This window comes from Providencia sp. PROV040 (assembly GCF_032706145.1).
GTDB lineage: Bacteria > Pseudomonadota > Gammaproteobacteria > Enterobacterales > Enterobacteriaceae > Providencia > Providencia hangzhouensis.
Map to the genome: position 1 here is coordinate 3,143,413 of NZ_CP120530.1, position 20,707 is coordinate 3,164,119.

Sequence of the window (20,707 nt, forward strand, 5' to 3'; positions counted from 1 at the left end):
TTTTTAGTTGTTCGCTAATTCATAAATAAACGAACAAACGATTTAGTGTGTACCGCAGCTAAGACATCAATAACAGGAACATATGAGGACATTTGCTCTATATCACCACAGGCTGCGATGTCACAAAAAGCCTTAATTTCTTCATTTAATTCAAAAAGAATATGCTGTGTTTCATAGTGTGTGATACGCATTAATCGCATCGCGGCACTTAAGATTGTCATGGCAATACCATATTGGTGCATCACAACAACATCTCTTTCGGTGATCCCTTGTACCGCCATAACAATGGCTTGTATGACTGGCTGGGTCCCTGGAACCTCATTGGCTTTGATTTTCGCAAGCCACCCACTCACTTGTGGGTCATCAAAAATATGAACTGAGATTTCAGCGAGTTTTTTTCCCATTCGAGTCGTCATTATTCGCGCTTCTTCATTCAATTTGCGATTATGCACTGCCCAATCAATCTTCACTAATGCGTCATGATCTTGTGCAAGAACGGCACGATGTGCCGCCACAATCGCAATGCAATCTGAATGTGCTGCGACCTTCAAAGACGTGTGAACAAAGGATTTCAGCGTTTCTTTGTCGTGGACAACACCTTTTTGAATGGCGGATTCAACCCCATTTGAAAATGTGAACGCACCAATTGGCAGCGCTGAATCACCAAACTGCATAATTCTAATTAGGTCAGATGCTTCCATATCACTTTCCTTACTCATGGACACGAACGTTATTTGTGTGTATGAGTGTGCCCATGGTCATGATGGTGATTATGACTGTGATCGTGTCCATGGCCGTGATCATGACTGTGGTTGTGTCCGTGGATCTGTCCTAACTCCACATGAACATGCGTATCCGTTTCCTCTGCACCACCAAATAATAAGCGTGCTTCAGAGTGGCTCAATTCAGGTAAAATGCTTTCACCCTTCACAAAGGCAAATGTTTCTTCACCGAACCCATGTGTACGCATCACTGATCCCATCACTTTTTCACTTACCGTTAATGGCACGTAAACAAGATCACCTTTTAAAACAGCTTTCCAATGTTGGTTTCCTAAAGCATGCCCTAATTCAAAACTAATACGAATATGCTCTTCTGTGCTCAAGTTTTTCAGGTGGGATAAATTGACCATCATGACGTCACGTAAAGAGATCTGAACTACCGTCATTGTGTTGGTGGCTTCATCAAATAGCAGAACGTCGCCATCAGATAACAAGACGTTTCTGTCCAGCGCGATACCCAAGTCTTGGCCTTTTTCCGTATTTTTTCGACAGCGGCTTTTCTGTGCTTCTCGTTGATCGAGGATCAACGTATCAACATCGGCATTTTTCTGGCGTGCTTGCCACACTGGGTCTTTTTTAACATTGCCAAGAATATGTTCAATAATGATCATAATATTACCTTTTATGTTAATTCTGCCCACCACTGGCAGGCAGATAATCCAAACATGTACAATTAGCTTTAGCTAAAGAAATAACGTTGGTTCATTGCGGCTTCGCTAATCGGCTGGCAAGTTGCATGTTCACCATTCACTTTTACAGCAAAAGTTTCAGGATCAACTTCGATATTTGGTGTTTCACCGTTACGCACTAAATCACGCTTCCCGATCGCTCGGCAGTTATTGACAGCAATCACTTGGCGTTCAAGGTCTGCTTTTTCTTTAATGCCATCATCTAATGCGGCTTGTGAAACAAAAGTCACACAAGTGTCATTAACAGTTTTACCCATCGCACCAAACATTGGGCGATAGAAGACTGGCTGTGGTGTTGGTAAGGAAGCATTTGGGTCGCCCATTGCAGCCCAGTTGATCATGCCACCTTTGATAACCAGTTTAGGTTTAGCCCCAAACATACGCGGGTCCCATAATACGAGATCGGCCATTTTCCCAACTTCAATCGAGCCTAAGATATGGCTGATACCTTGAGCTATTGCTGGGTTAATAGTGATTTTTGCCACGTAACGTAGAACACGGAAGTTATCATTGCCCGGTGCATCTTCAGGTAGCTTGCCACGAGAAGCTTTCATCGCGTTGGCAGTCTGAACAATACGTAACCAGTTTTCACCCACACGCCCCATCGCTTGTGAGTCACTTGAGAACATCGAAATAGCACCCATATCATGTAGTACGTTTTCTGCTGCAATGGTTTCAGGGCGAACACGGCTTTCTGCAAATGAAACATCCGACGGAATATTTGGGTTCAAGTTATGACATACCATAATCATGTCAAATAACTCTGATTGACTGTTAACACCGAACGGTAATGTTGGGTTTGTTGAGCTTGGTAATACGTTAGGTTGGCTAACAACTTTAATAATATCAGGGGCATGTCCACCACCTGCACCTTCAGTGTGATAAGTGTGGATAGTTCTGCCTTCGAATGCTTCGATGGTATCTTCAACATAACCACCTTCATTCAAACTATCTGTATGCACAGAAATTTGTACATCAAACTCATCAGCAATACGTAGCGCATGGCGGATAGCGTTCCCTGTTGCGCCCCAGTCCTCATGCACTTTCAGACCCGCTGCACCCGCAACCAATTGCTCTATCAATGGTTCGCGCGTATAAGAGTTGCCTTTCCCTAAAATACCCACGTTGATTGGTAAGCCTTCGATTGCACGTAACATAGAACGCATGTTCCAAGGACCTGCGGTTACTGTTGTACCGTTAGTTCCATCGGTTGGACCAATACCACCGCCAAAGAAGGTTGTTACACCGTTTGATAACGCCGCATAAGCTTGCTGCGGAGAAATTAAATGGATATGAGTATCAATACCCGCAGCTGTTAAAATTAAGTGTTCACCAGAAATAGCATCTGTTGATACCCCAACAACCATGCCCGGTGTAATGTTATCTTGAATATTTGGGTTACCACTTTTACCGACACCAACGATTTTACCCGCTTTAATCCCCACGTCCGCTTTAATCACGCCTAAACGCGCATCGACGATGGTGACGTTAGTAATTACTAAATCTAAAACACCATTATCGCTAGTAAAAGTATTATTCGCGCCCATACCATCGCGTAAAGATTTACCACCACCATAGACAGACTCTTCGCCATATCCACGTAAATCTTTTTCGATTTCAATATATAAGTCAGTATCGCCTAAACGAATTTTATCGCCAACTGTTGGCCCGAATAAACCGTTGTATTCTTGTCTAGAAATTTTTGGCATGTTATTTACCTTAATGTGAAGAAGGTGAATTGTTATTTATCATTACTGACATCTAACGCGCTTACTGTTCCTTATGCTTAAAACCACGAGCAATTGCTTTATTTAAGGCGATTGCTTTAGCAGGACGTTCAGTAGCGGCAACGTTATCACCCGCCCAACCATCAACAAGGTTATTAAACCCATATACACTTTGTTTTCCGCCGTAAGGGATCAGTGAAACTTCAACTTCATCACCTGGCTCAAAACGAATTGCCGTTGTAGAGGCAATATTTAAACGCTTACCGTAAGCCGCTGCACGGTCGAACTCTAATGCATGGTTAACTTCAAAAAAATGGAAGTGGGAACCAATTTGCACTGGTCTGTCACCCGTATTACGAACTTTAATTTTTGTTTCAGGTTTACCGACGTTGAACTCAATAGGCTCATCAGCAAAAATAACACCACCTAAAGGAGTCGGAACTTTAATGTCTGCTTTTGAATTACTCATGATTCACCTCTCCTTCATTTATTTAATCGGATTGTGGACTGTCACTAAGCGAGTACCATCAGTAAAAATCGCTTCAACCTGCACATTTGGAATTAAGTCCCCTACGCCATCCATAACGTCTTTTTTTGTTAAAACAGTCGCCGCTTCTTTCATTACATCTTCAACAGTTTTACCATCACGAGCCCCTTCAAGTGCCGTGACTGTAATAATGGCAACAGCTTCTGGATAATTTAATTTCACACCACGTGCACGGCGTTTTTCAGCCACATCTGCGAGTGTATAAACCATCAATTTTTCAATTTCTCTTGGGGTTAATTGCATAACGCCTCCTCAATTGATAAAACTTAACATTGTTAATATTGATAAATAATCATTTTCCGAGCTAATACTCGCTTTGTTTATAAAATATAAATTGAGTTAAACATCTAATAACGACAAATTAAATAAAACTCTAACCAATAAATATTCCAATTTAATTAATCAAAATAAGACTGGATATACATTGGCTATTCCTTATGTTTAATTTTTAAATAGTATTAGTCCAATTCATAAATTGTTGTTCAGGCAAAGAATTCCATAGAGATTGAAACCATTTCCCGCCTCCGCCTTGCTTTAATCTTTCACTACTGAGTACTTCTTCTAAAACACCATTACGTAATAACGCAATGCGATCAGCGAAACGAACAGCCATTGCAAGGTCGTGAGTAACCCACAAAACACCTTTACCATCAAAGCAAAGAGACTTGATATGTTGTAGAAGTTGCATCGCATGTTCATCGTCTAGCCAAGATGAAATTTCATCCGCAAGAATATATTCAGCTTGGGAAAGTGTCGCGCTACAAGCCAGAACTCGTTTTGCCATTCCCCCGGAAAGCTTATTGGGATAACTATGGATTAAATCTGCTTGTAAATTATATTGTTGTAAGTGCAACGCGACGTCGTGCATTTGAATATGCTGCCCACTTAAGACAGCGGCACGTTCAAGTTGAGGCCCTATCTTAATGAGAGGGTTTAATGCGCTAACTCCTTGAGGGATATAGCACAATGAATTGCCGCGATATTGCTGTTTTGACTTTTCTGTTAACTGACTTCCATTTAACACAATATCACCACGGCAACGCATATTTTCAGGTAACAAACCTAAACTGCTTTGCAGTAGTAAACTTTTCCCTTCCCCGCTTCCTCCTACCAATGCAACCATTTCACCTGGAGCCACATCCAATGAAATATCTTGTAAAAGCGGAGACCACTGTTTTTTGCCTAGCCAGCGAAATTTCGCTACATCAATCGTAAGGTTATCAAAACTTAGCATCAATCGCTCCTCAACCATAATTGTTGTACTGCTTTAGCAAATTGATCGAATAACAGCACTAAACCAACTAATGCAATGCCCGGAAACATGGCTAACCACCATGCTCCTGTGCTCAAGTAACGCAATGCATCGGAAAGCAAAATACCTAATGATGCTTCATGTGGAGACAAACCAAAACCCAAAAAACTCAGTGCTGCACTGTGTAATATCGCATGTGGGAACATCAATAATGTCCCCACCAACCATTGTGAAAGGATCATCGGTAAATAGTCATACCGGCATCGGTAGAGCGCACTATTTCCAATCCGTTTCGATAACATGATGTAATCTGTTTGCTGCACTCGGAGCAACTCGGAACGTAAGATCAACGTCAACTTTGGCCAATGTGTCAACGCAACCGCCCAAATTACACCCACTTTGCCACCACCTAATGTAAAGCAAATCAATATCAGCAATAACAAGTGAGGTAGTGCTAATAACGAATCAATACATCCACGTATAACATAATCCATTGTCTTACTAAATGAGGATAAACTTGCCATCACGAGTGCTATCGCTCCGCTCGATACGGCTGCTATGGTGCCAATTTGTAAGCTGGTCGCTATTCCTTGGAATACTCTGTCCCACAAGTCTCGACCTAAATTATCAGTACCAAATAAATGTATCCACGATGGCGCTTGTCGACGGTCGAGTAAATTCACTTCTACATCTGTTTGGGAAAGCCATGCTGCATATGCCCCTAAAGCGAATAAGCACAACAAGGATATAACTAACTTAATTAAAGCCTTATTTGGGTTATAAGTCATGGCTCTCGGAGTACCCCTTTATTCACGCTCTTGAGCATAATGTCAGAAATACTATTACTAAAGAAAATCACTACCGCACATAACATCACAATCCCCATTAATAAAGGGATGTCACCCCGCAAACCCGCATCAATGGTTGCTTGTCCTAAGCCTGGGTAAGCAAACACCTTTTCTGCTAGCAATGCGCCACTGAGCAATTCTCCCATTGAGGCAAACTGTAAACATATTGCGGGTGTAACCGCATGTTTTACTACATGAAAGCTGACCATCGGCCACCCTTTATCCCCTTGTGCTTTCGCATAGTGGATAAACTCGCTGTTCATCACCTCAGCAACTTTCGAACGAGTATGCAGAGCTATATTACCAATGCCTAACATCCCTAAAGCCACTACAGGTAACACAAGATGATGCACTTTTTGTGACAATGTTGATGTTTGTTCATCTAAGCCTATCGGCCAAGCGCAACAAATTGGCGCCCACTGTAATGAAACAGCAAAAAGTGACAATAAAAGTAAGCCAACCCAAAAAACAGGAATTGAAGCCAATAAATAAGACAGTGTTGAAATGACTTTATCCGGCCATCTATTTAGGTAACGCCCGGCTACCAACCCCAAACAAAAACCCATCGCCCCAGAAAATAGCCATGCCGATAATAATAAAGCTAATGAAGGCGCTAACCTATCAGCAATCACCTGTGAAACAGGGGTGTTATAGAGCATGGAGTACCCCATATCACCTTGTAATAACTGAGAAAACCAATACCAGAACTGCATCCATAATGGCTGATCAAGCCCCCAACGAGCTGCAATCAATGGATATTGCTCGGGGGGAACATGCATTAAATCATTGCCAATGTAGGCTTTAATTGGGTCTATTGGTGAATAGCTTAGGAGAATAAAAACCCCAAATGCTGTCACTAATAATAAACAGACAAACCGCAATAAAAGCCCGATGGTTGTCCGCATTATTTACAAGTCCACGCCCAATCATCCACATTATTCAATACTGACCATGAACCATGAATTTCAGGTGCCCCCTTACCTAGTTCAACACAGTTATTCAATAAATAAAGATGTTGTACGTTCATTAACCAAGCCCAAGCGGCGTCACCTTGGATACCTGTTCCTGTTTTGCCATCCCAATCCACTTTTTGCCAAAATGGAATTGCCGCATCTTGGTCTGGCTGACGAAGTGCTTCTTCTATCACCTTATCGACTGCTGGATTTTTGTAGTAACCCGCGTTATAGAACCCCACACCAGCGGCTTTGCTGCTGTAGTTATGAACAAGCTCCATTGGGTCAAGACTCCCCCACCCAAATAATGTTGGGTTGGCATGCATGTACTTTTCCACGGTTTCCCAGCTGCCTGATTTTAAATCCATCTCAATACCAATTGGCTTTAAGCTAGCCCTTACGGCTTGAGCTAAATCACGACGAGTGCTATCCCCACTGGCGTACCAAAGCGTCAGTTTCGCCACTTTGCCATCTTTTTCTCTTAAGCCGTCTTTATTCAGCTTCCAGCCAGCATCTTCAAGTATAGTTTTCGCTTTTTCGACATCCCCATCTTTAAATGAAGATTGAGGGTTATTCCAAGGTAGGCCTTCAACGCCAGTATATGCAGGGATCGCAAAACCTTCTAATACCGCGTCTGCTAATAGCTTACGGTCAATGGCGTAGTTGATCGCTTTGCGAATAGCAACATCGGAAGTAATGTCGTTACCAATTGGGTCGCCTGACGCATTTTTCTCTCCCGCAGGTGGAATTGGGAAGGAAATCCCTCGGTTTTCAACACTGTGGCGCTCAATCAATCTCATGCTTTTCACATCTTTCGCATTACTCGCCACGGCAGCAGGAATACGAACAATATCTAATTCACCACTTTGAGCGGCAGCAAAAGCACCATCTTCATTCAAGAAAACAAAAACCATTTTATCGAAATCGTTTTTAGGCCCCGCATAAAATGGGTTTCTTTCAACAATTAATTGCTGACCTGGTTGGAAGTTCACTAAGCGATAGGGACCTGCTCCGATAGGATTATGAGCGTATTTTTTCGCATCATATTTATCCGCAGAAACAATCCCTAATGAACCTAATACGTTAATAAAGGTACTTTGCGGAGCAGATAAAGTCATTCTAACAGTAGATGGGTTGATTTCCTCTGCTTTAGCAAAGTTCCCCATATCGACTTTTCCACCACTTGCGGCGGCGTTGTTATAGGTAAAAACAACATCTTTTGCGGTTAATGGGGAGCCATCGGAAAATTTTAGTCCGTCTTTTAATTTTAACGTCCACTCTTTACCATCATCTGAATGCTCATATTTTTCAAGCATATAGCTATGCCAAGATAAATCAGCTTTTTGTTTTAATAATGGACTATGTAAAAGTAAATAGCTGCCGTGGCTCCAGCCTAACATCGGGTCAAACCCTTCAGTTGGCTCAGAACCAATCGCTAGACGCAAAGTTTGTGGTTGCTGTGTATCGGTCGCAGCATTTGCCCCCATCGATAGCCCCATAAAACAAATAGCCTGAATAGCTATTGCTATCTTCTTTTTCATATACCCATCCTAAATTACCAGCTGTATTTAGCAGCTATCCCAACCGGTAGTTCAAATAAACCCACCAATTAGGATAAACTGCAAGAAATAATATATTTGATAACTAATCTGCTTTTTCTCGATATGCGTCTTCATCAAATTCAACGGTATCTAAATTGTCACCAACAGCACTTTGGTCAACTCTGACTGGCGTAAATTTATTGATTATCCAAAGAATTAAGATTGTAAAGACAAAGGACCAAATACTGGTAAAGACAACGGCCACAGTTTGCTTCACAATTTGCATCCCGTTTCCTTCAATTAACCCTGCTGGCCCTTTCGCATTCCAAACCGTTGATGCAAATACACCGACTAAAATCGAGCCTGTAATACCACCAATACCATGCACACCGAATACATCTAATGCATCGTCTAAATGGCGTCGGACTAAGAAAACACAGGTATAACAGACGATACTGGCAATAACCCCGATAATTGCCGCAGAACCAATTGAAACATAACCTGAAGCAGGTGTAATAGTGGCTAAACCAGCTACTGCTCCTGTTAAAAAACCGACAAGTTTAGGTTTGCCTGTATGTAAGCGTTCAATAATAAACCAAGTAATTGCCGCAAATGCAGCCGCAATATCGGTAGTAATAAACGCCGAAACGGTTACGGTGTTGACTTGCAGTTCAGACCCAGCGTTAAAACCATACCAACCAAACCACAATAAAGCCGCGCCAAGTGCAATATAAGGAATATTATGAGTACCATCTGACTTAACGACTCTTTTACCTACATATAACGCTGAAGCTATTGCAGCGAAACCGGCTGTTGCGTGAACGACAATACCACCCGCAAAATCAACAACTCCCCACTTAGCAAAAATGCCATCTGGGCTCCAAACCATATGAACGAACGGTGCATAGACAAATAATGTCCATAAGGTTAAAAAGATGAGATAAGCAGGGAAATTAACTCTATTTGCGAAAGCTCCTGTAATCAAGGCTGGGGTAATAATCGCAAACATCATTTGATATCCAAAATGAACCAGTATTGGTAAGCCGCCATCATTACCGGTATACATCGTTTGAGGGCTTATGTTATTCAAGAATGCATAATAAAATGGGTCGCCGACAATCCCATTAATCGAGGGACCGAACGATAATGAATAACCAACCACGAACCAAATAATTGCCACCCACCCCATAGAAAAGAAACTCTGGGACATAATGGTAATAACACTTTTACGAGAGACTAATCCACCATAGAAAAAAGCAAGTCCAGGAGTCATTAGCATAACAAGACTTGTACAAAGCAGCATAAATGCTGTATTTGGGACATCCAATACTGCAAGTATATTATTCATTAATTAATACTCTCCAATGAATGTATTCATATTTAGAATATCGAAATAGGAAATGATTATTTCATATATATAGCAGTTTAATAATTGATTTATATATTTACAGTTCAATCACATAGTTATCTTTTTTCATAATATAACATTCAGTGAGATAATCAATAGAATTATTAACCAAAATAAAAATAATGGATTATTCATTTTAACGTTAAAAATTTAATATAAAATAGTCAATAATAAATAGTACTGGTAGATTAAATTTTAACACTGATGAAGTGTTAAAATTTAAATTAGCTCTTTAAGACTAAACGCCGCCGAGGTTCAGAGTGGCACATGGATAGAGATTTTGAGTTCGCTTATCAAACAAGCGCAACGCGGTGTTATTAAAGAAAAAATGATTAAAAAACTCACAATCACCACAGTTTGTCACTTTATGAGGATCTGCCGTCAAGCCTATTACAAACGACAAGATACATCTGATAAAAAGAGAAGTCAGATGATATTATTATCTATTCAGTGAAATCTGAGCACATTTTTCATGTCTCTATTAAGTGTTCGTAGTTGCACTTTATTTTCAAACAAAAACAATTAATTATTGGACGTGAACGATTATTTTCTTTATTTAAAAAACATCGATTATTGGTGCCAACTAAACGAAATTATCATCTAACAACATTAAATCATCATTGCTTTCATCAGCATCCAAATTTAATTAAGTCAGGATTTACTCCCACGCAACCAGTACAATCTTGTGTCGCTTATATTACCTATTTATAAACTCATGAAGGCAATACTGATTTAAGTTTAATTACAGATGCTTATTCATAAAAAATTTGGGTTATCATTTAGATGACAACATGAGAATGAAGACGGTGAAGAAATCGTTGCTCTATGCATTAAAAAACGACATTCAGAAATACCATTGTTCCATCATTATGATCGTTGAAATGATCAACAAATTCAGTAGAAGATCTAAGCGGCATCTTTGAATTCACAATATTTTTGATGTGGTGTTAAATAACCAATCTTTGAATGGCATCGATAATAATCGTAAAACTAAACGTAATTTTCAACCTCATCGATAACAGATTGATGATTCATAAACGATAAATGATTGAGTCTTTCTATCTTTAAACTCCTAAAAATTTTTTCCATCACCGCATTGATGTACCCCTATATGTGCCACCTAAAGGGGATAGTTTTCAATAGACGTTAGTAGATATTGGAATAATGGGATTTAGTTGGAATGCTTGTTTGCTTGTTTGTTTGTATAACTTAAGGGGATTGGAAGACTTTAGAAAATGTTGCTAGAAGTGAAGATGGCGGAGGAGGAGTCCGCTTAACATAAATCCAACCCCATCCAGAGTTATTCAATTAGTAACGTAATATCAATAGATTATTCAAATACAAATCCAAGCATGTATAATGACCTCCATACAAAACCTAACAATAATGGCATACCAGATGGCATACCCAATCTTAGGATAAATTCACCATGGCTTTATTAACCAATACGAAAGCTAAGAATATACAACCTGGGGATAAACCATTACCTCATGGTGGTATCACGGGCCTCACTCTACATCCATCATCAACAAAAGGAAGAGGAAAGTGGGTACTTCGCTATATGAGCCCAGTAACACAAAAACGCCGAAATGCGGGTTTAGGTAGTTACCCCGAAATCACAATTTCAGAAGCATCAAATATTGCTTCAACAATGAGAGAGCAAATAATCAAAGGTATTGATCCCCTTGAGTTCAAAAAATCAATTTCTGAGAAGCCATCAATCCCTTCTTTTGAAGATGCTGCTCGTAAACTTCATACAGAATTACTTCCTGGCTGGAAAAATGAAAAGCACGGTAAACAATGGATCACTACACTTGAACAATATGTATTTCCGTTTATCGGCTCAATGACATTAGATACCATTGCACCCGCTGATATAGCGGACACATTACGCCCTATCTGGTTAACTCGCTCCGAAACCGCCTCTCGCGTCAAACAACGTATCCATGCGGTTATGCAATGGGCATGGGCACATAGTTATTGTTCTGCTAACCCTGTCGATGTGGTCGCCCATTTATTACCACAACAAATCAGCGTTAATGTCCGTACAGAACATCAACCTGCAATGCCATGGAAATCACTCCCTCTTTATATTGCAACCTATGTATCCACAGATGAACGATACAATGTCACTCGTGCCTTACTCTTATTTGTCATACTCACCGCCTCACGTTCTGGAGAGGCTAGAGCCATGCGATGGGGAGAAATTGATTTTAAACAACGAGTTTGGACTATCCCAGCCGAAAGAATGAAAGCTGGCATGCAGCATCGAGTTCCCTTATCGGATCAAGCTATGTCGCTACTCCATAGCTTAAAAGGGCTACATGATGAATTGGTTTTTCCTTCCCCCAGAAAACAAGTTGTCCTTTCTGACATGGTGCTCACTGCATTCTTACGGCGTACGAAAGCCCCTAGCGATAATCCTAATCGCGTTGCAACAGCACATGGCTTTCGTTCAACTTTCCGGGATTGGTGCTCTGAGCATGGCTATTCTCGGGATTTAGCTGAAAGAGCACTTGCTCATACAGTGAAAAATAAAGTGGAAGCAGCTTATCACCGAACGGACTTATTAGATCAGCGACGCCCTATGATGCAAGCGTGGGCTGATTATCTCTTGCCTTAAACTTAAGAGCTAGCCAATATGGCTAGCTCTTTTTATCTATTATTAACAATACGCCCACCATTTTCCTGTCCAAATATACGTCACATCGCCACACCACACTTGATTGGGGACAGTGACAGCAAATTGGCGGTTGAGTAAATTAGGAATGGTGACATGTTCTTTTGCTCCGTGTTTATAGCGATGTTTCACATGCTGGCAGCTCGTAATCTCGATTTCTTTCATTAAATTACTGGCAATATAACAGCTCATTTTCACACCATACTGCGTCGTGACGATGGTGGCGATCGTCCTTGCGCCTGCAGAGCCGCCACTTAAGTTCCAAGCCTCTTTGACTAAACTTCGTTTAATTGCCCACCCTCCGTCTAGTACAGCATTTTTCATTCGATGATGCCAATGGTGATAGCTACTGCGATGACATTCAAAAAGTTGGCAGAACGTTGCGACGGGATAATGCGCCCTTAGTTTGTCGATTATCGCGAGTCCCTCAATGAGTCCGACATTAAGAGCTCCGTAGTTTTTTTAAAATTTAGTTTTCCATTTCAAGGCGTTGTATCTTTTTTTTCATCTCACGAAGTTCAATCTGCTAGGGCGTAAGCGGAAGTCCCGTCGGGGTTTTGTCTTGTCGCTCTAATCATACCCATCGATTAAGAGCGACAAGACTCACGCCCATTGCCTGTGCGGCTTTAGCTACGGAGTAATGATGGTCAACCACTATTTTAGCGGCTTCGAGTTTAAATTCAGCTGAATATTGCTTAACCATACGCTCACCTATGAAGTTATTGAGGCAAAAATATTACCTCTAGTCAGGTGGCCAAATTAACTATGCCACTTCAGAGATACCAACTATCATTATGAGGGGTTATTTAAAAAGGTGGAGTTAATACAGTAAAATGTTAAGAAATACAACTCCTACACCATTGAAACCAAACAGATACAGATGAAGAAATGAAAATTTTACTATTAATATTAGTTTAAAATTATTCCATGAATACCAATAGGGTTCCAAGGAAAAATTAATAGTAGTTAACATACCTATAGTTTTTTGGTATGCTAATAGCGTGATTAGCTTGAGATATATTCATTTGAACAATGATATGGCGTGATGTACCGTCCGCTGAATTATCCGAAACCATCGTCACTTCGCTTACGCGTAACACATGAGGCGCATAGCGCCTTGCAGGGACGTGCCGTAATCACAGGTAGCGGGGAAACCCGCTACCTTCCTATATAATCTATCCAATTAAATAACCCTATAGCATTGTTGTAACGTGCATTATATATAGCTGATCTCAGCTTCCGCTTAGTTTTTCGTGACGCCTTGATGACTGACTTACTAACTGCAACGCCTGTAATAATCCTAAATCCATTACTTTCAAGTTGAACAGAAGTTTTTTTGCTATTAATTTTAAATCCTATAATATTACACTCCGATGTTACGGAATTGATAATATCATTTATCAATTTTTTCTTTGATTTTTTGTCTAATTCCGGATTAAGATTCAAACTAATAGTAATATCATCAACATACCTAGTATATTTATAATTTATGATTTTGCTATTTTTAACGACGCTAGAAGCATAAAAAAGGCTACTTGCATCTATTTGACAATTCGAGCCAAATGCTATTTTTTTTAAAAGGTAATTTATTTTTCTATCTAATTTAATCATCGCTAAATTAGATATTACTGGACTAGTTAAAAGGCCTTGAGGCAGTATTTCATTTATAAAACAAAGATACCGCTGTTCAGCGGTTAGATACTCATCAACCATTTTTTGATTGATGCTACTAAAATGATTTTTAATGTCTAAGGAAATTGTAACATCATAATTTTTATGTGCTTTAGCGTTAGTTAATGGGTTTCTACCTTTAAAAAAACCATGAGCTATATCTCGTATATCTTTATTCTCTTTCATAAACACTGTGTTATAATATACTTTACAAAGTTCTGAATTTATTTTTTTGAACAAAATCTTCGATTTATCATCAATTATATATATCTCTCGTTCTTTCTTACCTTTTACTATTACTTTTTTAAAGAATATAACATCCTGATTTTCAATCGTTTTTATTAAATACATTTAATATCCTTATATGCTTTTATTTTCCTTTTTATTTCTAAAATTGTCTTCAAAAAAAATGCTTTACTCGACCTGCTGATAGTATAATCACTACATATTATTATAGTTTTTTTATTCTTATTAGGTATTTTGAGATGTAAAACTATCTGAATCAGATGTAACCCTCGATTATAACTTGTTTTATGCTCGACAAACATAAATTTTGAAAGACCTGAATGAAGAATAGCCTTTGACATTAAATTTACTTCCTTATGAACTTTGACTAAGTAATTTGCTTTATCTCTCTCTACCTTCATTAACCCCACCTATGAAAAACCCAGCTATGAGCAATTTTAAAATTTATAATTGTTACAAGCTAGATTATAGGCATTTAAAGTACTTTAGCCAATCTGCAATACTCATGAAATCTAAATACTAGGTTTTCTGAATGTTAATCAACGATGCATCCCCCATCCCCTAGATAGTCTAAGCTAATGTTGCCACATCACGCTCGTTGTATAAAGGTCGTTCATCACATCATTAAAAACAGCAACCTTATATCCCCCCTCTACCTTTCCTCATTCTTCGCTCAGACCAGCCGGTCAGGCTTAGTTATGTTCTACCCAACAAAACCTGTTAGTTCAAGTCTGAGCTAATACCTCTCAATTAAACCTGACTGGTTCCAAAGTTTCTAAAGTCAGCAATGAGCTCCTTGGTATTCATTTTAGCCAGATACGTCATGCGTAATAGGAAATCAAAATAATTAGAATTGCGAGTCAGAGCATCTCGTCTATCAAATCGAAATACGGGGTTCTCTGGAAAGTTAACTAATGGTGCATAGTCTGGGTACGCTAAGCCAATGGCGCTACACCATGCCCGTTGTATTCTAGTCGCCATATTATTGGCATCATCTTGTAAATAGTTGCCTAAATAGCCGTATATATCTCGATTAAATAACAAAACTAAATGGTAGTGAGGATATTCACTTTCATTACGTTCTCTTACCCAAGCATAATAAGGGAGTGCTGGTGTACCTGAACGCCCCGTACGATGATGTGCGGCTCTCAGTTGGCTTTTTAGTGACTCGATAAAACGGGTAATGGCTCGCTCATCCGTGCGTTGAAAACATATAGGCATATCCGGGGCATCAGGACTACTATCCTGAGCGAATCGTAAATCAACTCGGATTGCAAATACTCGGTTATGGTGTTCTAGTGTATTCTCAACCACTGCCAGTAATCGACGAAGGATATAATACGATATCGAGGAATCATAGCGATCACTCGCGATAGTTATCAGTTGATCCAATTCTGTTTTAGTTAATGCATAAGCTGACATTTTTATTACCTTACTATCATAGAAATAGCGATATCTGTATTCGTGTTTATGTACCTATCGCATCCATAACACTATAAGTTATAGGCACAATAGGTACGGTGATTAAATAAACATTGCTTTGTTGATTGATAGGTGTTATTGTTATAAACTAATATTGTATTTAGTAAAATGGTATATATTACCTATACCGACATCATCCATTTAATAAAAGACAGACTCAACCCTCACCAAAGCCGCAATAAATCTCGCTTGGTGATATAATCCTACTCACTGATATTATTAAAAATAACTCTGAAGTTATCCTTATCTTGGTGAGTTATTGAGTATGAATACTCCTCTGCTACTCAACGGAATATTCAATCGTTCGGCTAGCTCTTCAGGCGTCATTCTTGCCCCCGTAAACTTGACATAGTTAATCCCATTTTTTTCGAATAATTGAACTTTAGCTTCCTGCTGTAGTTTTTCTAATGCAGGCCGCAAACGGTCAGAGCGTCTCAGTGAATAGGGGCCATTTTTAATGATGTCATTTCGCCTAAAATCATAAGATTTATTACTAACAAGATGCTCCTCCAACCATAACAGGAGTTTTTCAGCATCACTGACTTCCTTAAAATCATCTATTTTTTTGATAAAATGATTAAGATGCCACTGAGTAATATAGACTGCCGACTCCAGCGTTTCCAACGTAACAACAGTGGAATCGGGTGTCATAAACATTTGCATCACCCCAGCAATTCGAGAAGCATGCTCCATAAAGCGCGATGCGTAATCATCATAAGCATGTAATTCCCCACCAGGCTCCATCATCTTTTTAACAGCTTGATAATAGCCATTCCACGCCCCTTGGGCATCGAGTGCTAAAGTAATACAATGGCGTTCTTCGTCATTTTCCCGACGTTTTATTCCTTTTTGTAAATGGTTTATCAACGTAGCCGATAAATCTGCTAGACTTAATTCAGTTGAATGTGAAACATTTTTTATCTCACATAATTGCTGAATTTGATCTAGATCCACTAATAAGCTGCGAGCTAAAAAACCTGAACTCTTTGCTTTCTTTCCTTTTTTATCCATAAAGCTGTCAAATAACGCTGGCTGGACCATAAGTAACAGACTAAAACGGCAATCTTTGATGACATAGTTATCTCTAGATGCTCGGCTTACCGATTTCCCCTCTGCGCACCAAAGCGAATTTAGTAATGGTGTTTTTCGCAATAAACTACTTTCAAACAATTCACCCGCCTCATCTGACATCAGCGACAATACGGGATATCCATCCCCCAACTCCTGAGCCAGACCTTCACTTGTTGAATCATTGATTACTAAACGTTTTTTTATTGGTGCTACTGGTTTTTGAACAAGGCACTCTTCTAAATTCAAAAAAGCTTCATTCACTTTTATTCCCTGATTCAGCGCTTTTTGATAGCATTTATTTAATGCGCTAAATTTTATATTCCATAGCACCAGACACCGCTCATAATTATCTTTTTCAATATAGAAATCCTGTTCGAGTTGTTGCTCAAATTCTGAAATTGCTTTTGTGAGCAGTTTATAAACAGTAGATTTTCGGCACCCCGACCTCGCCAAAACAACATGATAAAGTGACAGTGGATATTTTCGTCCACTTATCGGTTCAATATCAAAGCTATCCTGACACGACAGGGACATCACACTTAACAGAGTAGGAAAAATAATTTCAGCCGCCGCTCCTGTTTTTATATGTACTTGCTCAATCATGCGTTGAAAATAATCTGGTAATTTCTCTATGTTTAAATATAACTCTTCATTTTTTTGTGACATTTCATCCGCCTTATTGATTAAACAATTCTTGAAGTTAACCATTTTTCAACTGAAGCATATTGCCAGCCAACTGATGAGGCGCCAAGCTTGATAGGCTTAGGAAAATTCTCATCGTAATACTTAGAGCGAGGGTTCAATTTTTCATAAATGCTCGATCTGGATATCCCTAGCATTACCGTTAACTCGGTCATACGTAAAATACGTATAGGCAAATTATTCTGACTCATATTTTCGTTTAGATGATGCATTTGATTCTCCATTGATTCACGTTCTTAAGAGATATTCATTTTCCACATCATCTGGCAATATGTCCTCGTAGAAAATTGGAAACCAACTGGAGAATGTCATGTACACCCATATTTTTGCTAATATCATGTTAACAGCCTACGACATAACAGTTTTAAATAAGGATAGAATAGAAAAAATCAACACAAAAGAAAGGAAAAATAAAAATAAAAAATATAAAGCGCTAAATCTAGCTAACCAGAGAAAAATTGAAAATTTTTCATTACATCAAGATTTTTTTGCAAAAACAGGTAATCTGAAAACGCAGGAATATGGTGATGACAACATCAATACTAAAGAAACTTATCAAAAACTGATTAATATCATCGATAGCAAAGCAGTCTTTACTCAGACAGAAAGACAGATGTTTTTCTATAAATATGAGCAACTGTATAACGCATTGATTGCTCAATACGTTGTGTCTAATTTAGAAAAAAAAGAAATATTAAGAAAATATACAAAAGCCACCATACCCGCCATTGTGGCATTAGATATGTATAAAACGCTGAGTCTTTCCGTCGATAAAGAACAATTACATTTTTACAGTCATATCCATCATTTTATACTGAGTGAATACTACGACAATCATCACAATAATCTCGAATCGCTCTGTAAGGGTGTGAGAGCCTATCTCAAATACTACATCAAGACATTAGCGTTCAACCCCATTGTTAATCTTTTTGAAATTACAACCTCAATTAACAACATAAGAACCTCATCATTCACAACAATTTGTAACATCGATACGATTATTGATGCTTGCAAAAAAGAAGCGAGCGAGATAGGTAAACCACACGATACCCAATTTGAGCAATTGAGAGTCGCTTATACTTCTCTTAGTGTCCTGCTCGCCTTTCAAAAAATCACTCACCTACTGACGCCACTTGTATCAAATTATAAAAAATTACTTGAAGATAAACTTGAAGCGCCAGATCCTCTCTTCTATTTAGAACAGTATCTTTACCAAAATGTTAAAAATGATCCTATTTTTTTTGGGGAAAATGCACTGTATGAGTATATCGATGTATTAATTTCTCACGAGAAAATAGATATCTCTAGTTGTGAAGATGACTATGATTGCGGCCAAGGCCCTGAATGTGAGTGTCAATGTATCCCTAGTTATTGTTACGGTATTCTTAATATTTTAGAAAACTTTATATTTGAAAATAAATCTCATCTGCCTTTACCTACTCTTGTGCCTTCCATAAAATTATCTAAGTTTTCCCCCCCAAAAAAAATAAGCATTTTTGAATTATCATCACACTTAGATGAGCTCTGTGACGAAGTGCCATCTCTTAAATTATACAAAGAAATCCCTTATATTCTTGAGCTACTTTACGCTAACGAGTTAGATAACATAAGAGAGGTTATTAACGAAATCTCATTTGAAGAATTCCCATTAGGTTTTTTTACATCTACACTTGCTATTATCAATCTCGCATTAAAAATAAAGTTTGAACCAAAATCGATTCGATACGGATCATTGCTCTCCTATATCAATCCTATTTTAACAAATCAAGGTGTATATACTGAATATATCATTGTTACACACGACATTAAAAATCCTACTCAGTCAGTTTCTGATATAGAAGAAAACCCTGTAATTAATGATCCCAACAACCAAACAGTTCTGCATTCAATCATGATATATAATAGAATGATAAAAAAAATGATTATTTATGACAATGATCACTCCGAACTAATTCCCTCACAATCCGTTTATGGGCTTCTCGATTCGGTTGAGCTCGCCCTTAAAAAATTAAGGGAAGCTTTTTTTCAGGAGAAAATGTTGCTTACAGATAAAGAACTGGCAAGCCTTATCATTCAAAATAAAGTATTAACGAAACACGAAACCAATGATAATCTGATAGGTATACTCAATGAGGCTACATTATATAATTGCCTTGGTTGCCTTTCTTATTTATATAAAAATCTAGCGGGTTATGGCGAATCACTTCCAAACATATTATCATTCACAGGAATATCAAAATATGAATATGAAGAAAGAGAAACATTACGCCGCGCATTACTCATCGTGAAAGAAAAACAGACTAATAAAGATAACTAAACACCTTCACTCTTATTCATGTCAATCAATGCACCTGCAACAGCTGCTACATGTAGCAGCTGTTGCAGGGTATACCTTCTATTTTTATATTTTATTGGCTAGTGGGCGGCCCGTTAACTTGTTATTAATTCGTTTTATGATTTTTAAGTTGGGCAATACCTACTTGATGGCAGAGAGGAATATTATAGAGCAAAAAAATATCATCGGGTTACGCAACTTATCAATTTGAATTTTTGCATTAGCTAATTCCTGAGTATGTTTTGTATCGAGTTGATGGAGGGATTGGACGCGTTCTTGATAATCTGCATTGATTTTGACTTGTTCGGTCAGCTCAACAAGCAATTCGGCATTCTTAGTGTTTAGCTCACCTATCCTTTCGTGTTGTTTCCACATTCCCCATATGGCTAGGCTATAGTCAGTACTAGAAGCTGCTTAGGCAGGTAGTGGGCGCTATCTGCCTTTTAAAAGGGTTCCACTGATAGCCGCCATCTTCGTCTGTTAGGGACTAGTCTGATACGGGCTAATATCATGGAACAAAACGCCGAAGGCCGCTGCAACACGCCACCTTGGTTCAAGCTCTTTTATCTCAACAGGTGTGCCACTGGTGTCAATGATCTTCAAAAAATCACCAAATCAATTTCCACATGCTGACCTCATATCAGACACTATTCATGATTTGAGTTTTTGACAAACGTATCCTGGTGTTTGTGAAGAAACGAGTTCACTTGTGACTTATCCAGCCCCAGCTCCTTGGCAATTTGACGTCCTTTCAGGCATGGTGACCCACCTAA

Annotated in this window: 19 protein-coding genes and 2 pseudogenes; 2 read left to right on the top strand and 19 right to left on the bottom strand. The window is 38.9% G+C overall.

The features are described from left to right. Positions 1-14: 14 nt before the first annotated feature. From P3L40_RS14530 to P3L40_RS14580, 11 genes and pseudogenes are all read right to left on the bottom strand, one after another. On the bottom strand, positions 15-701 hold the full coding sequence (locus P3L40_RS14530) for an urease accessory protein UreF (protein WP_210852599.1): 687 nt from the start codon (positions 699-701) through the stop codon (positions 15-17). A 29-nt stretch (positions 702-730) separates the two neighbouring features. Further along, positions 731-1,393 (bottom strand): urease accessory protein UreE, encoded by a 663-nt coding sequence (gene ureE, locus P3L40_RS14535; protein ID WP_196731699.1) that lies wholly within the window; start codon positions 1,391-1,393, stop codon positions 731-733. Between the two features lie 68 nt (positions 1,394-1,461). Continuing rightward, on the bottom strand, positions 1,462-3,180 hold the full coding sequence (locus P3L40_RS14540) for an urease subunit alpha (RefSeq protein WP_004256069.1): 1,719 nt from the start codon (positions 3,178-3,180) through the stop codon (positions 1,462-1,464). A gap of 61 nt (positions 3,181-3,241) precedes the next feature. Next, entirely contained in the window at positions 3,242-3,667 is a 426-nt protein-coding gene (locus P3L40_RS14545; protein WP_004256072.1) for an urease subunit beta, read from the bottom strand. 18 nt (positions 3,668-3,685) lie between these two features. Beyond that, positions 3,686-3,988, bottom strand: coding sequence for an urease subunit gamma (locus tag P3L40_RS14550; protein WP_004256079.1), 303 nt, complete (start codon positions 3,986-3,988; stop codon positions 3,686-3,688). 205 nt (positions 3,989-4,193) lie between these two features. Beyond that, positions 4,194-4,979 carry an ATP-binding cassette domain-containing protein gene (locus P3L40_RS14555; protein WP_004256080.1) on the bottom strand — a complete coding sequence of 262 codons (786 nt, stop codon included), beginning with the start codon at positions 4,977-4,979 and terminating at the stop codon, positions 4,194-4,196. Continuing rightward, complete coding sequence (locus tag P3L40_RS14560; protein ID WP_004256081.1) at positions 4,979-5,785, bottom strand: ABC transporter permease; 807 nt, start codon at positions 5,783-5,785, stop codon at positions 4,979-4,981. The genes P3L40_RS14555 and P3L40_RS14560 overlap by 1 nt, the downstream gene beginning before the upstream one ends. Next, a complete protein-coding gene (locus P3L40_RS14565; protein WP_210852597.1) occupies positions 5,782-6,750 on the bottom strand; it encodes an ABC transporter permease in 969 nt (322 codons plus the stop codon). Before P3L40_RS14565 ends, P3L40_RS14560 begins: the two co-directional genes overlap by 4 nt. Further along, positions 6,750-8,339, bottom strand: a complete 1,590-nt coding sequence (locus P3L40_RS14570) for an ABC transporter substrate-binding protein (RefSeq protein WP_004256085.1) — start codon at positions 8,337-8,339, stop codon at positions 6,750-6,752. Before P3L40_RS14570 ends, P3L40_RS14565 begins: the two co-directional genes overlap by 1 nt. A gap of 103 nt (positions 8,340-8,442) precedes the next feature. Continuing rightward, entirely contained in the window at positions 8,443-9,687 is a 1,245-nt protein-coding gene (locus P3L40_RS14575) for an ammonium transporter (RefSeq protein ID WP_125892694.1), read from the bottom strand. A 966-nt stretch (positions 9,688-10,653) separates the two neighbouring features. Continuing rightward, a pseudogene (locus P3L40_RS14580) lies at positions 10,654-10,845 on the bottom strand (IS3 family transposase); the annotation flags it as partial. A 331-nt stretch (positions 10,846-11,176) separates the two neighbouring features. On the opposite strand from P3L40_RS14580, the gene P3L40_RS14585 reads away from it, so the two are divergent. Further along, entirely contained in the window at positions 11,177-12,370 is a 1,194-nt protein-coding gene (locus P3L40_RS14585; protein WP_272693220.1) for a tyrosine-type recombinase/integrase, read from the top strand. Positions 12,371-12,412: 42 nt separating this feature from the next. Here the strand turns inward: P3L40_RS14585 and P3L40_RS14590 are convergent, their stop codons facing one another. The 6 genes from P3L40_RS14590 to P3L40_RS14615 all read right to left on the bottom strand — a co-directional run bounded on the left by P3L40_RS14590 (position 12,413) and on the right by P3L40_RS14615 (position 17,811). Next, the gene (locus P3L40_RS14590; RefSeq protein WP_272693219.1) at positions 12,413-12,751 is read right to left on the bottom strand and encodes a hypothetical protein; all 339 of its coding nucleotides are present in this window, start codon (positions 12,749-12,751) and stop codon (positions 12,413-12,415) included. A 250-nt stretch (positions 12,752-13,001) separates the two neighbouring features. Further along, positions 13,002-13,130: a transposase gene (locus P3L40_RS14595; protein WP_272693218.1), complete on the bottom strand. Its 129-nt coding sequence runs from the start codon at positions 13,128-13,130 to the stop codon at positions 13,002-13,004. Positions 13,131-13,585: 455 nt separating this feature from the next. Then, entirely contained in the window at positions 13,586-14,449 is an 864-nt protein-coding gene (locus P3L40_RS14600) for a reverse transcriptase family protein (protein WP_272693217.1), read from the bottom strand. A gap of 645 nt (positions 14,450-15,094) precedes the next feature. Then, entirely contained in the window at positions 15,095-15,766 is a 672-nt protein-coding gene (locus P3L40_RS14605; protein ID WP_272693216.1) for an inovirus Gp2 family protein, read from the bottom strand. 303 nt (positions 15,767-16,069) lie between these two features. Beyond that, positions 16,070-17,563 carry a YfjI family protein gene (locus tag P3L40_RS14610; protein WP_272693215.1) on the bottom strand — a complete coding sequence of 498 codons (1,494 nt, stop codon included), beginning with the start codon at positions 17,561-17,563 and terminating at the stop codon, positions 16,070-16,072. A gap of 17 nt (positions 17,564-17,580) precedes the next feature. Then, positions 17,581-17,811, bottom strand: a complete 231-nt coding sequence (locus tag P3L40_RS14615; RefSeq protein ID WP_272693214.1) for a helix-turn-helix transcriptional regulator — start codon at positions 17,809-17,811, stop codon at positions 17,581-17,583. Between the two features lie 98 nt (positions 17,812-17,909). On the opposite strand from P3L40_RS14615, the gene P3L40_RS14620 reads away from it, so the two are divergent. Continuing rightward, positions 17,910-19,916, top strand: a complete 2,007-nt coding sequence (locus P3L40_RS14620) for a hypothetical protein (protein ID WP_272693213.1) — start codon at positions 17,910-17,912, stop codon at positions 19,914-19,916. 159 nt (positions 19,917-20,075) lie between these two features. On the opposite strand, the gene P3L40_RS14625 is transcribed toward P3L40_RS14620, so the two are convergent. Further along, positions 20,076-20,309, bottom strand: a complete 234-nt coding sequence (locus tag P3L40_RS14625) for a lysis system i-spanin subunit Rz (RefSeq protein WP_161729449.1) — start codon at positions 20,307-20,309, stop codon at positions 20,076-20,078. Positions 20,310-20,343: 34 nt separating this feature from the next. Next, positions 20,344-20,531 (bottom strand): annotated as a pseudogene (locus tag P3L40_RS25150) (hypothetical protein); the annotation flags it as partial. Positions 20,532-20,707: the final 176 nt, after the last annotated feature.